A 14,735-nucleotide genomic window follows, 5' to 3' on the forward strand; every position below is an offset into this window, starting at 1 on the left:
CATGCTCGCGCTGATCACGATCTTCGCGGCCTTTCTGCTGCCGCTCTTTCCCCTGAGCTGGGTATTCAACCGCCTGCTGGACAGTTTGCCCATGGCCGCGGCAAGGGCACTGGCGGTACTGGCTCTGCCGCAATTGGGCCTGTTGTTGTTGCAGCACGGGGTGGCACCCTGGATGCTGGCGGCCTCCCAGCGCCGTGCGCTGGTGGCACTGGCCCTATTCTCGGCACTTTTTTACGCCTTTCGCGCCCTCAGCACCCGGGATCTCTTCATCTGGACCCGGCTGAACCTAAGCTCTGGCCTGGCGGTGCTGTGGGTTGCCTGGGCCATGGGCACGGCCATACCGGTGCTGCAGATCCTGGCACTGACCTGGAGCGTGCCGGCCGCCTTGCTTACCCTTTTGAGCGCTGCCCTGGCAGCGCGTCTTGGGGGTGCCTATCTCGGGCTCGTGGGCAATCTGGTGGAACCGCTGCCACGCCTGACGGCCAGTATCGTGGCTACGGCGCTGGCCCTGCTGGCGACCCCCATTTTCCCGTCCTTTTTCGTGCTCTTCGGCACGGCCATGCAGTTGCCCCTGTCCTGGATCCTACCTTTGCTCCTGCTGTTGCTGCTCTGGGGCTGGTCCTGCGGTCGGCTTTTTCAGGATCTGCTCTTTGGCACCTATCGGGGAGAGGTGGTGGAGGACCTGAGCGTGGGCAGCAGTCTGACGATTGTCGTGGTGCTTTTGGGCCTGCTGGTGCTGGGGCTGTACGGTAGCGGAGGTGTCCTGTGAGCCTGGATCTCGGAGATCGTCTGCGGGTGCGCGCCATGGTCTATGTGGCCAGCGAGCCCATCCCGCGTTTCTGGCCCATGCGCACCTTCATTCACCACAACCCCCTATACGGTCTGGAGGATCGTCCCTTTGCCGAGGCCGTTGCCCAAGCTTCGGAGCTTTTTCACGCCCGAGGTTATCTCCCGCGGAGCCAGTATCGGGAATACCTGGCCGCGGGCAGGGTAGACGCGCACGCCCTGCGCCAGGGCATGCACCGCTTCCTCGCCGAAAAAGGCGCGCAAGTGCCCGGGGTGGACCTGGAGGAGTGGTTGTGGGCCCTGAGTACCCGCTATCCGGGTGAACGCGTCGTCCAGGCGGGTGACTGGATCGATGGTGTCGGCCTGCGGGCGGCGCTGCAGGGGGAAGCGCTGCCGCCCCTGGGGGATGAAGAGGCCGTGGACACGGCCCTGCTGGAGCTGCTGGAGGCACGTCTTCCGCCGCAATTGCCGGTATATCTACAGGTGGACCAGCTCTACGGCAGCCAGATTGGGGATAGCCTCGACGATCTATTGACCAAGAGCTGTCTCGACTTTTTCGACGAGGGACAGTCGGCCTGGCAGGCGCCGGGGCGCGAGGCGGGTTTCTTTCAGTCGTGGAAGGCCATTGCCCGGCGCAATGTGCGCTTTCTGTTGCGTGGCCTGCACCTGCGGCAGTTGCTGGCGCAGGAGGATACCCCCGAGGGCACCATCGCCCAGATTCTGCGGCAGCTGGAGGTGCCGGAGACGGCCTGGCAGGACTACATTACCCGCGAGCTCACCCGCATGCACGGCTGGGCCGGGTTCATCCGCTACCGCAGCACCGCCAAACACTACTACTGGGCGCAACGGTATCCGGCGGATCTCGTGGATTTTCTGGCGGTGCGCATGGTCCTGGGCCTGGCCTTGTTGCAGGAGGCCGGACGCCACCAGGGCAGCCCGGTGAGCTACCGCGCCCTGCGCGCGTCCTGGCAGGAGCGGCCGCGTCTGGCCTATCTGCGCAGTGAGTTGCACTCCGCCAGGATTTTACCCGCCTGGGCGCAGCGTATCGATGGGTTGCTCAGTCGGCCAAGGGCGCACGCTATCGACTCGGTGGCGGCGGAATATATCGGTGCGCGACGCCAGTTTGAGCTGGACAGCCAGCGCAAGCGGCTCATGGAACTGGCCCGGGTGGTGGGAGGCGATGCGGAGCAGGCTCTGCGCGGCCTCAAAAGCGAAGATCTGCAGACACTGCGCCGGCTTCTGCGCGAATGGGAGGCGCGGGAAGGCTACGTCTGGCTGCAGGCCATGGAGTCGCACTACATCACGGCCCTCGTGGACCAGCTGCGGGTGCCGCAGCCGGCCAGTCCCAAACGCCCGTTCGCCCAGGCCCTTTTCTGTATCGATGTGCGCTCCGAGCCCATGCGCCGGCAACTGGAGGCACTGGGCGACTATCAGACCTTCGGTATTGCCGGATTCTTCGGTGTACCCCTGGGCTACCTGGAATTTGGCAAGGGTAGTGAGATGCATCTCTGCCCCGCAGTGCAGACCCCCAAGAATCTCGTGCTGGAGATCCCGGCGGATCTGGAGCTGGAGGAAGAGGCCCTTTACGGCGCCCTGGAGCACGTGCTGCACGATCTGAAGAGCTCGGTGTTGTCGCCTTTCGTGGCGGTGGAGGCCATCGGTCTGCTATTCAGTCTCGGCCTCATCGGCAAGACGCTGCTGCCGCTGGGCTACCATCACTGGCACGCCCGTCTGCACAGCGAAAAACCCATCACCCGGCTGCTGTTGGACAAGCTCAGCCCCGATCAGGCCGACTCCATCGTCCGCGCCATCCAGCGCGCCATGATCGTCAAGGCCCTGGCCCGGGAGCTGCGTATCTCGCGGGATCAGGTCACGGACGGCGAGGTGCGGGAACTGCGCGAGATCGCTCTGGGTCACCAGAGTGGTCCGAGCTTCCTCGTCCGGCAACGGAATCTGTCGCCGGCGGAGGAGGCGGCCTTCGTCGACAAACTGCGCGAGATCTACCGGGTCAACCACGCCGAAACCAGCCTGCAGATGGAGCGCCTGGGTCGTATTGGTTTCAGTCTCGAAGAGCAGGTGCGTTACGTGCTGCAGGCCCTGCTGTCCATTGGTCTCGATCGCAATTTTTCGCGCTTCGTCCTGCTGGTGGGCCACGAAAGCCGCAGCGAGAACAACCCCTACGAATCGGCCCTGGATTGCGGCGCCTGCGGCGGCGGGCGCGGTCTACCCAATGCCCGAGCTTTAGCGCACATGGCCAACAAGCCCGAGGTGCGGCGCCTGCTGCGGGAGCGGGGCGTGGTCATTCCCGAGGATACCTGGTTCCTGCCGGCGGTCCATAACACCACCACGGATGCGGTGGAACTCCACGATCTGGATCTCTTGCCGGCACGGCATCTGCTCTATCTCGAGCGTCTGCGCAATGGGCTGTCGGCGGCGACCCGCCGCTGTGCTGCCCAGCGCATGCCGTTGTTGGGAGCGCCAGCGGAACTTGCCGCCGAGCCCTTTGCGGCGGCGGCGCTGGCGCAGCGCCAGGCCCACGACTGGTCGCAGGTGCGGCCGGAGTGGGGTCTTGCACGCAACGTCTATGCCATCGTCGGGCGCCGTGCCTTGACGGAGGGGGTGGATCTGGACGCCCGCGCTTTCCTGCAGTCCTACGACTATCGGCTGGACCCGCGCGGGCGGCTGCTGGAGAATATCCTGACGGGTCCCCTGGTGGTGGGCGAATGGATCAATCTGGAGCACTATTTTTCGGTGGTGGATACGGAAAGCTATGGCAGCGGCAGCAAGGTCTACCACAACGTCGCTGGACGCTTTGGGGTCATGACCGGCAATCAGAGCGATCTACGCACCGGTCTGCCCATCCAGACGGTCATGAAGGACGGCAAGCCCTATCACGAGCCGGTACGCCTCATTGCCCTGGTGGAGGCCCCCCTGGCCTTTGCCCAGCGCACCGTGGAGCGCATTGCCAAGGTCAAATCCCTCATTGGCGGAGGCTGGGTGCGCCTGCTGATCCTTGACCCAGAGGACGATTACCGGGTACACGTCCTCACGGACGATGGGTTCGTGGTTCATCCCCACAGTCCACTACGGCCGTCATCGGTCCATCCGACATCCGCCCCCATACTGGAGCACATCCCATGAAATCCCTGAATCTCAGTCCGCTCAAGAAACTCGAGATCATTCTCGAGGGCGCCCATAAGGATTTCGCCACGGATCTTCTGGATCGCGCCGGCGTGCAGGGCTATACCATCGTCGGCAATCTGTCCGGAAAGGGCAGCCACGGCATTTACGAGGGGCACGTCATGTTCAATGAGGACGACGTCCTCATTATGATCATCGTAGCTGTGCCCGAGGAACTGGTAGCCCCCATCCTCGAGGGCTTCGCGCCCTTCTTCGACAAACACACGGGGGTGGTTTTCGTCTCCGACATCCAGGTCAGCCGCCTGGTGAAATTCCGGAGCGAACGTTCGTCCACCAGCAACTGAGCACGAGGTATATCATGACCGATTTGGCCAGCGCCTATCTCATCGAGAAGGAGCCCTATTACAAAGAGGTGGACGACGAGATCGCCCTCTACGAGGCGGCCTATGCGGCGCGCCTGCCCATGATGGTGAAAGGACCGACGGGTTGCGGCAAGTCGCGTTTCATCGAATACATGGCCTGGCGTCTGAAACGGCCCCTCATCAGTGTGGCCTGCAACGAGGACATGACGGCATCGGATCTCGTGGGGCGTTTCCTCTTGGACAAGGACGGGACCAAGTGGCAGGACGGGCCGCTGACCCTGGCGGCGCGCATCGGTGCCATCTGTTATCTCGATGAAGTGGTGGAGGCGCGCCAGGATACCACCGTGGTCATCCATCCCCTCACCGATCATCGGCGCACCTTGCCGCTGGACAAGAAAGGGGAACTGGTGCACGCCCACCCCGATTTTCAGCTGGTAATCTCCTATAATCCCGGTTATCAGTCCTCCATGAAGGATCTGAAGCAATCCACCAAGCAGCGCTTTGGCGCCCTGGATTTCAACTATCCGGAGCGCGATCTGGAGATCGAGATCGTCGCCCACGAATCGGGTGTGAGTACCGACGTGGCGGGCAAACTAGTGTCCATCGCCGAGCGCTCCCGCAATCTCAAGGGGCATGGTTTGGATGAAGGATTGTCCACGCGTATGCTCATCTACGCTGGCGCGCTGATCCAGAAAGGTATCGCGCCCATCACGGCGTGTAGCGTGGCCCTGGTGCGACCCATCACCGACGATCCCGACATGCGCGACGCTCTGGACGCCGCCGTCACTACCTTTTTCTGAGCTTTTCCTTCACCTGCACGGCGGCGCGCCCATTCCGCGGATGAGCGCGGCGGCCGCCGGCTCAGGGTTGGGCCTGGACGCGACCCTCGCGAAGGATCCACTCTCGGCTTTTGGCCAGGAGCCGGTGGATGGAGCGTTCGCGATTGTAGGCAGGTACCTGGGTCAGGGGTACCCAACGCAGTTCATGGGATTCGTCGTTGCCGGGAATGGGTATGGCGTCGTCGATTTCCACGAGGAAGCGGATGTCCAGGTGTTGATGCTCCGCCTCGCGCCGGTTGGCGGGGATGCGATGGATATCGATATCGAAGACATCCGCGAGCAGCAAGTGGATCCGTTCCGGCGCCAGGGCTGTCTCCTCACTACACTCCTTGAGTGCCACCCGCAGTATGTCCTCATCGCCGTCGGCGTGTCCGCCCGGTTGAAACCACTGACCGAGCTTGCGGTGGAGCATCAGCAGGACCGCGGAGCGACCGGGGTTGATGACCCAGGTGGAACCCGTAATGTGTAGACCCGGGGTGTCCCTGCGGAAGCAGTCAGCGCCGCTGCGCAGGAGCAGACAGCCGCGTCGGGCATAGGCGCCCTCCTCGGGGTAGCGGCTGCGGTAGTGACAAAGGCGTTCTTGCAGCGTGTGGCGATCCATGGGGCTCAAGTCCAGGAGGGATTTTCGACGGCGTGAATGGCCGCGGCCGCCGCCTCGTCCACGTCGGCTTCGCGTCCGGCAATGATCATACGGCCATAGGCGCCCACGGCGCGGACATCCACGAGGGTGATATTGGCAGCCTTTTCGGCCTGGTTGGCGGCATAGATGATATAGCCGGCGGGTTCCGTCTCGAGAATGAACATGCTCTGCTCCGGTAGGATCATGGAGCCCCGGCGATTCTGGCGATTGATGAGCACGGTGTGGTCGGGCATCATGCCGCGGATGATTTCGTTCCAGGTGATGCGGCAGGCCTTGCGGTCGCGCTGATCGGCACCCATGCGCTGCAGTACCGCCCGACCTGCCTCGCGCACATCGCTCTGGTCGCGATGGTGGATGACCATGGCACCGAACTCGCGCTCGATGACCAACTGCGACAGATGCACCCGGGTGGCCTTGAGGGCTATGTCCGTCAGGCGATGCACGGCCATGCCCGGGGACACCTCCACCCACAGGGCCGCATCCCCCGGCACGGGCAGGAAACCCTGGGAGACCGTAGCGATGTAGGCAGCAAGCTGGGGCTGAAGGGAATCGATGTAGACGTAGGTGCGTAGTTGGATCATGGGCCCTGGTGCGCAATATGCAGGCACTATGATACCGCGTCACGCGCTTGGTCTCCAGAGAATTGGCCTGGCACGCCTATGGATCCGTTCAGGAATGGAAGGAAAAAAGCCGTGTTGCGAAAAAAACGCCTCGTCTTGGAAATACTGTTGTGGTCGGGCCTCGTTTTGGGAGTGTATTTTTTCAGTCAGTGGCGCGGCGCGGCAACGGCGCAGGTGCAGCGGCTGCCGCCCTTGCTGGTGACGAGTCTGGGTGGCGAGCCGCAGGTGCTCGCCCCCCAACCGGGCCAGGCCATGCTCGTCAATTTCTGGTCGCCCGATTGTCCACCCTGTCTGGCCGAGACCCCGGCACTGGTAGCCCTGGACAAAATCTTTGCGGGGCCGCACCTGCGCGTTGTCGGCATTGCCACCGCTGGCAGCAGCGCCGAGGGCGTCCGCGACGTCGCCCGACGCTTCGCCATACCCTATCCTCTCTACCTGGACAGGGAAGGGGAGGCCAGCCGCAGTGTCGGCGGGGTCCTCCTGACGCCAACCACCCTACTGGTGAACGGTCACGGTGAGATCGTCGGACGCTTCGTGGGCGCCATCTCCTTGCCGGTAATCTTTTGGAGACTGCTCTGGCTCGGCTGAGCCGCGCAGCCGTGGACCGGTAAGCACCGGCGGGTGCTTGCGGCTCTGGCCGTCCCAGGCGAAGCGCCCCTGCGCCCGCTCGCGCCGATCGTAGTGACGCAGGATCTCCTGCCAGCGACGCCGGGTACCCTCGGGGTCCCGACGCGCCATGGCGAGCATGGCAAAGCCGTCGTCCTCCCAGCCACAAACTTCTTGAATTTCCGCAGGCCAGCGCTGGAAGTAGCTTTCCCGCATGAGGGTCGAGCCCAGCTCCGCGAGATCCTTGGATACCCCCAGGCTCAACGCCCGTTCCCGCCATTCATCCCATTCCAACTCAGTGTCGTTTTCATTGCCCATAGCCCGCACCCCCGCTCTAGCGTATCTCGCCGTGCTTCCGCATACCTCTTAAGGTGTAGTCAAGAATGGCGCGCAAGTCAAATCAAAGCACCCAGGGGTATTTTTAGTGTTTCCATAGATTGTGTTTATCATTTATTGGCGACGTCATTCAGAAGTTTTCTGACCTTCGACAATTTTCCTTACTATACTGAAAGCGTAGATACCGATGCGACAAAACGGGAGTGTCTGAATGCTTTCCTCTATGAGCTTTCCGCGCTATGGAGACAAGGAGAATTCCGATTTTTTCGAACGCTGGTTGCCACGAATACTGGAAGACAGGGACCGCGAAGGGTTAACGGAGAATATCCGCAGGATAGACGCCTTGATGCTTACGGTGGAGCCAGGGCACTCCGCTGCTTACGTGCATGAGTTGTGTCTGATGACCCCCTACGATTATCAGTCGACTCTGGAGAGCGAGCAACATTCGACCCACATACTGCGCATCGATCAAAATGCCCCGGATCTTTTGGTGAGGGAAGTCAAGGATCCGGAATTGCGCGGGATCTTCCGCAGCCTCAACGAAGTTTATCCCATCGGTGCCAAAAGGCCGAATTCGCGGTACATGGGCGAGGTCTTTCAGGTGGAGGATCTAGACAGCCTGGTCGCCACGCAGAAGGCCCGGGAAGTGCGCTTTTTCAACGCCGATCAGATTCGCCAGTTGGAGCTTCCGACCAACATGGCCATCGTCAAGCCCTCACCCTACACCCACAACATCGTCGCCTACTGGGAGCGGCCCGAGGGCAGCGAGCGGCGCTATGCCTTGGGTAAGGCCGTCGTGCGACCGGACATGGAGCACGCCTACCTCAAGGCCAAGGAGCAGCGTGAGGCCCTGGGTATCCAGCGATTACTGCTGCCCATCGATCATCTGGCCACGCGTATCTACAGCCAGAATCGCGAGGTTGCGATCCTGGAATATTTGACCCTGTCCAGTTACTACTATTGGGGGTCCTACGATATCCCCGATCAAAACTCTTCCACCAATGTGACGAAGAGTGTGCATTACGAGGATGTACTGCGCAGCCCCGCCAAGGTGTTCACCGCAGCCAATCATCCCTATTTCTGCAATCATCTCATCGGTAAGCCCTCGCCAACGGAATCCTTTGCCCGCAATTTTGGACCCCGACTGCACCACATTGCCGTGGCCATCCCCGATGGACGCACGGCAGATCAACTCAATATCGATTACGTCGTCAATTCCCTGCGTGAGAGTGGACAGAAATTCCTGCTGGAAGTCATCGGCTCGGAACGGGAGGGACTCAAGCAGATATTCTCCAGCGCTTCCGAACATTCGTCCCTGATCATTGAATATGTCCAGCGTTTTCACGGTTTTCAGGGATTTTTTGCCAAGGAGAACGTGGCGGATCTCACCGCCGCTGCGGGTGCCGATGAGACCCTGCGCAGCCTCGAGACGGAGTCGCGCGGATGAGCGCGGCGCAATTGGAACCTGCGGTGGAGGACGTCGTGGCCGCCCTGCCACCGGCACAGCGGGACGAGCGCGAGGTGGTCACCCAGCTGCTGCAGGGGCTGGAGGGTCTGGACTGGCAGCCCATCGCCGAGCGTGCCAGGCCCTGGCTCAGGGCCATGCGCGCCGAGGCGACGCCCTTCTGGGCACTGGAATCGCTCCTGAGCGAGTATCCCATCAGTAGCAGCGAGGGTCTGGCGCTGATGCGGCTGGCGGAGGCGCTGCTGCGGGTGCCGGATCAGGCAACGGCGGATGTGCTCCTCACGGATCAATTGTCCCGTGTCGATTTTCGGGAACAGGGCGATGCGAGCCTCATGCATCGGCTCAGCAATCAGGTACTGCGTCTGTCGCGTCGGATTCTCAGTCGGCAGGAGTCGGATCGCCTCAGTGAACGCCTGGGCAAGCGCGTGGTGGTACAGGGTGCGCTGCGCGCCATCACCCTGCTGGGACGGCAGTTTGTACTGGGCGAGACCCTTGCCGCGGCACGGACCCAGGCGGCGCAGACCTGCTCCCATTACCCCAGCCTGCGTTTTTCCTACGATATGCTGGGGGAGGGCGCGCGTAATGCGGCGGACGCGGCGCGCTACACCCAAGCCTACCGCGATGCGCTGCTCGCCCTGGCCAAACAGCCGGCGGGCCGCAGGGGGCCGGAGGACCGCGACGGTATTTCCATCAAGCTCTCCGCCTTGCATCCGCGCTTCGAGGAGAGTCAGAGGCAGCGCCTGTGGCGCGAGCTCCTGCCGGTGCTGGTGGATCTTGCCGAACTGGCGGCGGCTGGCAACTTGGGTCTGACCCTGGACGCGGAAGAAAGTGACCGGCTGGAATTGCAGCTGGACCTTCTCGACGCCCTGCAGGCGCATCTTCATGGTCAGGTACAGACCGCTGGTTGGCAGGGGCTGGGACTCGCTCTGCAGGCCTATCAGAGCCGCGCCGCCGACGCCCTGGAGTACGTGGTGGCCAATACGCGGCGGCATCGCGGGCGGTTGATGCTGCGGCTGGTCAAGGGTGCCTACTGGGATACGGAAATCAAGCGCGCCCAGGAAATGGGACTGGATGGCTATCCGGTCTTTACCCACAAGCACCATACGGATGTCAGCTATCTGGCCTGCGCCCGCCGCATGCTGGGGTATGCCGACGGCCCCGGCGCGCCTCTGTACGCGCAGTTTGCCACCCACAATGCCACCAGTATCGCGGCCGTTCTGGAAATGGCCGCGGGGCTACCGGCGCCACAGTTCGAGATGCAGCGACTGCACGGAATGGGAGAGCGTCTCTACGACCTGCTCATGGATCGGCAGGTCATTCCGCGGCTGCGAATCTATGCCCCCGTGGGACCTTACCGGGAGCTCCTGCCCTATCTGGTGCGCCGGGTGCTGGAAAATGGCGCCAGCACGTCCTTCATCCATCTGCTCGCCAGTGGCACGGGGGATGCCGCCGAGTTGCTGCTGAGGAGTCCTCTCTGGGCCGCCGACGCCCCCGCCTTGCCTTTGCCGCGGGCCATCTACGGCACTCTGCACGGCGAGGTGCGGCCCAACAGCGCTGGCATCGATCTGCCCTATGCCCGCGCCCGCGCCGGAATCGCGGCCAGGGCGCGCAGCATCGTGATTACGCCGCCAGCGGATGTCGACCCCGAGGCGGCGCAAGCCATCGTCCGGGAACTGGATGCGGCCCAGCCCGCCTGGGACGCCCTCGGGGTATCGGCGCGCGCGCAAATGCTCTGGCGTGCCGCCGATCTGCTGGAGGAGCGGCGGGAGTACTTCATCGCCCTGATTCAACGGGAGGGGCACAAGACCCTGGGCGATGCCGTGGCAGAATTGCGCGAAGCAGCCGACTACTGTCGTTACTATGCCCTGCAGGCAAAGCATCTCCTGGCGACACAGAAGCTGCCGGGGCCAACGGGTGAGGAAAACCGTTGGTCCTGCCGCGGTCGGGGTGTTTTCGTCTGCATCAGTCCTTGGAACTTTCCGCTCGCCATTTTCACCGGTCAGGTGGTGGCCGCCCTTGTCACCGGTAATACCGTTGCTGCCAAGCCGGCGGAGCAGACCCGCGCCATCGCCGCGGCCATGGTGGATCTGCTCCGGGAGGCGGGGGTGCCGCCATCGGCTCTGCGCCTCGTGCCCGGCCCAGGCCACAGTGTCGGAGCCGCCCTGGTGGCGCATCCGCAGGTGGCGGGTGTGGTGTTCACGGGTTCTACTTCCGTCGCCAAGGGTATCCAGAGGGCGCTGGCTGCCAAGGATGGCCCCATCGTCCCCCTCATCGCCGAGACCGGGGGCATCAATTGCATGATCGTCGATTCCTCGGCCTTGCCCGAGCAGGTCGTCGATGCCGTTCTACGCTCGGCCTTTCAGTCCGCCGGCCAGCGCTGTTCGGCGCTGCGGGTGTTGTGCGTGCAAAAGGAGCTGGCGGAGCGCCTCCTGCCCATGCTCCAGGGTGCCATGGACGCGCTGTCCATCGGATCGGCCCTGGATTTTGCCACCGACGTGCCGCCCGTCATCGATGCCGGGGCGCAGCGCGCCCTCTGCCAGCAAATGGGGGAGTTGGAGCGCACGGGTGCCCGTCTCCTGCATCGCTGCGCCTGGCCCGAGGCCCTGCGGAAAGGGGCCGAACCCGGTGGGTCTGTCCTGCATTTGGACCATCGCGACGATCGCGGCCAGATCCAGCACTTCGTGGCGCCCAGCCTTTATGCCATCGACGATCTGACCGCATTCCGGGAGGAGATCTTCGGTCCCGTCCTGCAGGTTTGCGTCTGGGAGTCTGGCAAGTTGGAAAACTTGCTGGAGCAGATCCGGTCCCTGGGCTACGGGCTCACCCTGGGGGTGCAGACGCGCATCGACGATCGCGCCCGGACCATAGCGGCGCGCTGTCGGGTTGGCAATGTCTATGTCAACCGCAGCATGATCGGCGCGGTGGTTGGAGTGCAGCCTTTCGGTGGCGAGGGTTTGAGCGGTACCGGGCCAAAGGCCGGTGGCCCTCTTTACCTGAGCCGTATGGTGGCTGAGCAGACCATCGCTATCGATCTCACGGCGGCGGGGGGTAATGCCGGCCTCCTGGCCCAGGGAAAATGGTAGCCGCGACCCTGTTGCAACGCTGGGCACGCTGGAGTCTGCCAAGCCTCGGTGCTCTGCTTGGCTTTCTTGGCAGTTATCTGGCCCTGTATCTGGATCCATGGTGGTTCGTGCTGGCGGCGTTGGGCTGGGGAATCGTTCTGCTCGGCATATACGATGTCTGCCAAAAGCAGTCGGCCCTGCTCGCCAACTATCCGGTGCTGGCGCGGCTGCGCGGGCTTGCCCTGGATCTGCGACCCTTTTTTCGCTCCTACGTCGTGGAGGACGATCAGGAGGGGCGGCCCTACAGCTACGAGTCGCGCAGCCTCGTCTACCGGCGTGCTGCGGGTATATCGAGCACGCATCCCTTCGGCACCCAGCTCGATACCTATCGCGAGGGCTTCAACTGGATCACCCATTCCATGGCCCCTGTCAATCGCCCAGCAGAGAAGCCGCGGGTGTTGGTGGGCGCCGAAGGTACAGAGCTACCCTACAGTGCCTCGGTGTTCAATATATCGGCCTTGAGTTTTGGGGCCATCTCTGGCCGGGCCATCGAATCCCTGGCCCTTGGAGCGCGCCTCGGCAACTTTTATCTGGATACGGGTGAGGGCGGAATCAGCAGCTACCACCGTCGCTCTGGTGGCGATCTGGTCTTTGAGATCGGCTCGGGCTACTTCGGGTGTCGCGACGATGGCGGTCGTTTCGATGCCCATGCCTTTGCCGAGCAGGCCCGCCAGGAATCCGTGCGGATGACCGAGATCAAGCTCAGCCAAGGGGCCAAGCCGGGCCACGGTGGGGTGTTGCCGGCAGCCAAGGTCAGTCCGGAGGTGGCGGCAGCCCGCGGCATCCCGGTACACCGGGAATGTCGGTCGCCACGCGCCCACTCCGCCTTTTCCACGCCCGTGGAACTGGTTGAGTTTGCAGCGGAGATGCGGCGTCTGTCCGGAGGCAAGCCCGTGGGAATCAAATTCTGCGTCGGGCAGATTCACGAGGTCTGAGCGTCTCCAGATCCCGTCCTCTGGATCGCATTTGGGAGTTTCTCCCGGAGGGAGCGCTTCTGGACGAAGCTGGCAAGACCAGTTATGCCTTCTGGTGGCGAGCGGCGGACCCGGAAAGCTTCAAGCCACGCCTGGATCTCTCTGTGGTACGCAATACCGTGCCGCGCCTGGCCTCCCTGCGTTAGCACGGCGCCCCATTTCGCGGGATAATCGAATAGGGATGTGGCTGCGACGGGGGCGAAAATGCGGTGGTTGCGGGGTCGTAGTCTCTTTGCGCAGACGGCCTGGACCTTGGGTCTCGGTATCGTGGTCCTGCAGACCTTTTCCCTCCTGGCCGTGGTCTTCACGGTGCTCTATCCCCTGGCCCAGCGCTCGGCCGAGGACCTTGCCGGGCTGCTGATCATCAGTGCCCAGACCTACGAGCGTCTGCCCTTGCCCGAGCGCGGCAACTTTGCCCGGAGTCTGCGCCAGGACAACGGCATCGTCATCGGCTTGCCGCCGCGCGAGCTGTCCCTTGGTGAAGCCCACGGGCACCTCTACGGCCGTCTGTTGTCGCGCATCCTGTCGCTACGTCTGCAGCAGCGCATCCCCGTCTACACCGTCGATCGCCCCGTCCCGACCTTGTGGGTGAGGATCCCGGGCAAGCAGGGTGCCGTGTGGTTGCACTTCGACCGACGGCGTCTGGCCAGTTCCTTGCCTCTGGCCACCATCGTCATTCTGCTCCTGTCCACCCTGGCGCTGCTGATCCTCAGCATCATTCTCGTGCGTCGGGTGATCCGTCCTCTGGCGGTGCTGGCGGATGCCCTGCGGCGCTCCTGGAAGGCGCCGCTGCCCGAGCTTCCCCCGGGCGGTCCCCGGGAGTTTGCCGACCTGTTGGAGATCTTCGCCAACATGCGTACGCGCCTGAAGGCCATGATCGATCATCAGTCCCTCCTCCTGGTGGGGGTCTCCCACGACCTGCGCTCGCCGCTGGCGCGCCTGCGCATGGCTTGGGAACTTTTGCCCGCCAGCACGCCCAGCAAGCTGCGCGACGGCATGCTGCAGGATATGGAGCGTATGGGGGAACTGCTGTCTCAATCACTGAGCCTCGGCAGGGGCCTGACGGCACGCGTCGCCGACCTCGACCTCATCGCTCTGCTCCATGAAGTGCGTGCCGACTTCGAGCGGGCGGGTGGACGGTGGCAGGAGGATCTGCCCCGACGTTATCCCTTTCGCGGCGATTACGATGCCCTGCGGCGCTTGCTCAACAATATCCTGGACAATGCGCGCCGGTACGGTGGTGGCCAGGTGCGGGTGCGATTACTGCGCGGTGGTGGACGGGGATTACTGCGGATCTGCGATTCGGGGCCCGGGGTTCCGGAGGCGGACCTGGAGAAGCTTTTCGAGCCTTTCTACCGCGGCGACGATGCCCGCGGGCACGAGGAGGGGAGTGGTCTAGGGCTGGCCATCGCCCGCCAGTTGGCCGAGGCACAGGACATGACCCTGCGCCTGTACAATGCGAGCCCCACGGGGGGGCTCTGCGTCGAGTTGGCCTGGCCTGTGGGTTGAGTCCTGACCGGGGTTCAGGGCAGGACGCTGCGGCTCACGGCAAGAAGATTCAGGGTACGCTGATCGCGAATCCGGTAATATACCCGGCTCGCTACCTTACGCGCCAGGACCAGACCGCTGTCCTGGAGCATGGCCAGATGCTGCGAGGCGTTGCTGTGGCTGGTGTTGATGGCCTTGACCAGATTCTGCATGCTCATCTCCCCTTTGCTCAGCAGGCAGATGATCTTGTAGCGCAGCGGGTGGGCAATGGCCTTGATGGCGCTGGCCACGCGCGGAATTTCGCGATCGCTGAGAACGACTTCTTTCATGGCAGACTCCTTTCGTTTCCGGTGACC

13 protein-coding genes are annotated in these 14,735 nt (G+C 63.4%); 9 read left to right on the top strand and 4 right to left on the bottom strand.

Annotated elements, in window-relative coordinates:
* Position 1 precedes the first annotated feature (1 nt).
* Genes ACAty_RS04590 through ACAty_RS04605 form a run of 4 tightly spaced genes read left to right on the top strand, consistent with a single transcriptional unit; the run spans position 2 to position 5,089 of the window.
* The gene (locus ACAty_RS04590) at positions 2–769 is read left to right on the top strand and encodes a hypothetical protein (protein WP_004871278.1); all 768 of its coding nucleotides are present in this window, start codon (positions 2–4) and stop codon (positions 767–769) included.
* On the top strand, positions 766–3,927 hold the full coding sequence (locus tag ACAty_RS04595) for a DUF2309 domain-containing protein (RefSeq protein WP_004871281.1): 3,162 nt from the start codon (positions 766–768) through the stop codon (positions 3,925–3,927). The genes ACAty_RS04590 and ACAty_RS04595 overlap by 4 nt, the downstream gene beginning before the upstream one ends.
* Positions 3,924–4,271 (top strand): P-II family nitrogen regulator, encoded by a 348-nt coding sequence (locus ACAty_RS04600; protein WP_004871285.1) that lies wholly within the window; start codon positions 3,924–3,926, stop codon positions 4,269–4,271. Before ACAty_RS04595 ends, ACAty_RS04600 begins: the two co-directional genes overlap by 4 nt.
* A gap of 14 nt (positions 4,272–4,285) precedes the next feature.
* Positions 4,286–5,089: a CbbQ/NirQ/NorQ/GpvN family protein gene (locus ACAty_RS04605; RefSeq protein ID WP_004871287.1), complete on the top strand. Its 804-nt coding sequence runs from the start codon at positions 4,286–4,288 to the stop codon at positions 5,087–5,089.
* 61 nt (positions 5,090–5,150) lie between these two features.
* Here ACAty_RS04605 and ACAty_RS04610 read toward each other — a convergent pair whose 3' ends face one another.
* Positions 5,151–5,729, bottom strand: a complete 579-nt coding sequence (locus ACAty_RS04610; RefSeq protein WP_004871289.1) for an NUDIX hydrolase — start codon at positions 5,727–5,729, stop codon at positions 5,151–5,153.
* A 5-nt stretch (positions 5,730–5,734) separates the two neighbouring features.
* Positions 5,735–6,349: a BMC domain-containing protein gene (locus ACAty_RS04615; RefSeq protein WP_004871291.1), complete on the bottom strand. Its 615-nt coding sequence runs from the start codon at positions 6,347–6,349 to the stop codon at positions 5,735–5,737.
* A gap of 111 nt (positions 6,350–6,460) precedes the next feature.
* Here ACAty_RS04615 and ACAty_RS04620 point away from each other — a divergent pair, with 111 nt between their 5' ends.
* Positions 6,461–6,976 carry a TlpA family protein disulfide reductase gene (locus ACAty_RS04620; RefSeq protein WP_004871295.1) on the top strand — a complete coding sequence of 172 codons (516 nt, stop codon included), beginning with the start codon at positions 6,461–6,463 and terminating at the stop codon, positions 6,974–6,976.
* Here the strand turns inward: ACAty_RS04620 and ACAty_RS15785 are convergent.
* Positions 6,884–7,312, bottom strand: a complete 429-nt coding sequence (locus ACAty_RS15785) for a hypothetical protein (protein ID WP_064306308.1) — start codon at positions 7,310–7,312, stop codon at positions 6,884–6,886. The genes ACAty_RS04620 and ACAty_RS15785 overlap by 93 nt on opposite strands.
* A gap of 229 nt (positions 7,313–7,541) precedes the next feature.
* Between ACAty_RS15785 and ACAty_RS04625 the strand changes: the two genes are divergently transcribed.
* The 4 genes from ACAty_RS04625 (at position 7,542) to ACAty_RS04640 (ending at position 14,400) form a co-directional block, all read left to right on the top strand.
* Positions 7,542–8,777: a hypothetical protein gene (locus tag ACAty_RS04625; RefSeq protein ID WP_038471676.1), complete on the top strand. Its 1,236-nt coding sequence runs from the start codon at positions 7,542–7,544 to the stop codon at positions 8,775–8,777.
* The gene (locus ACAty_RS04630; RefSeq protein ID WP_004871300.1) at positions 8,774–11,878 is read left to right on the top strand and encodes an L-glutamate gamma-semialdehyde dehydrogenase; all 3,105 of its coding nucleotides are present in this window, start codon (positions 8,774–8,776) and stop codon (positions 11,876–11,878) included. The genes ACAty_RS04625 and ACAty_RS04630 overlap by 4 nt, the downstream gene beginning before the upstream one ends.
* A complete protein-coding gene (locus ACAty_RS04635) occupies positions 11,872–12,852 on the top strand; it encodes an FMN-binding glutamate synthase family protein (protein WP_004871302.1) in 981 nt (326 codons plus the stop codon). The genes ACAty_RS04630 and ACAty_RS04635 overlap by 7 nt, the downstream gene beginning before the upstream one ends.
* 243 nt (positions 12,853–13,095) lie before the next feature.
* The gene (locus tag ACAty_RS04640; protein WP_004871306.1) at positions 13,096–14,400 is read left to right on the top strand and encodes a sensor histidine kinase; all 1,305 of its coding nucleotides are present in this window, start codon (positions 13,096–13,098) and stop codon (positions 14,398–14,400) included.
* A 14-nt stretch (positions 14,401–14,414) separates the two neighbouring features.
* Here ACAty_RS04640 and ACAty_RS04645 read toward each other — a convergent pair whose 3' ends face one another.
* Positions 14,415–14,708: an ArsR/SmtB family transcription factor gene (locus ACAty_RS04645; protein WP_004871309.1), complete on the bottom strand. Its 294-nt coding sequence runs from the start codon at positions 14,706–14,708 to the stop codon at positions 14,415–14,417.
* Between the last annotated feature and the right edge of the window lie 27 nt (positions 14,709–14,735).

This window comes from Acidithiobacillus caldus ATCC 51756, from assembly GCF_000175575.2.
In the GTDB taxonomy this organism is placed as follows: Bacteria; Pseudomonadota; Gammaproteobacteria; order Acidithiobacillales; family Acidithiobacillaceae; genus Acidithiobacillus_A; species Acidithiobacillus_A caldus.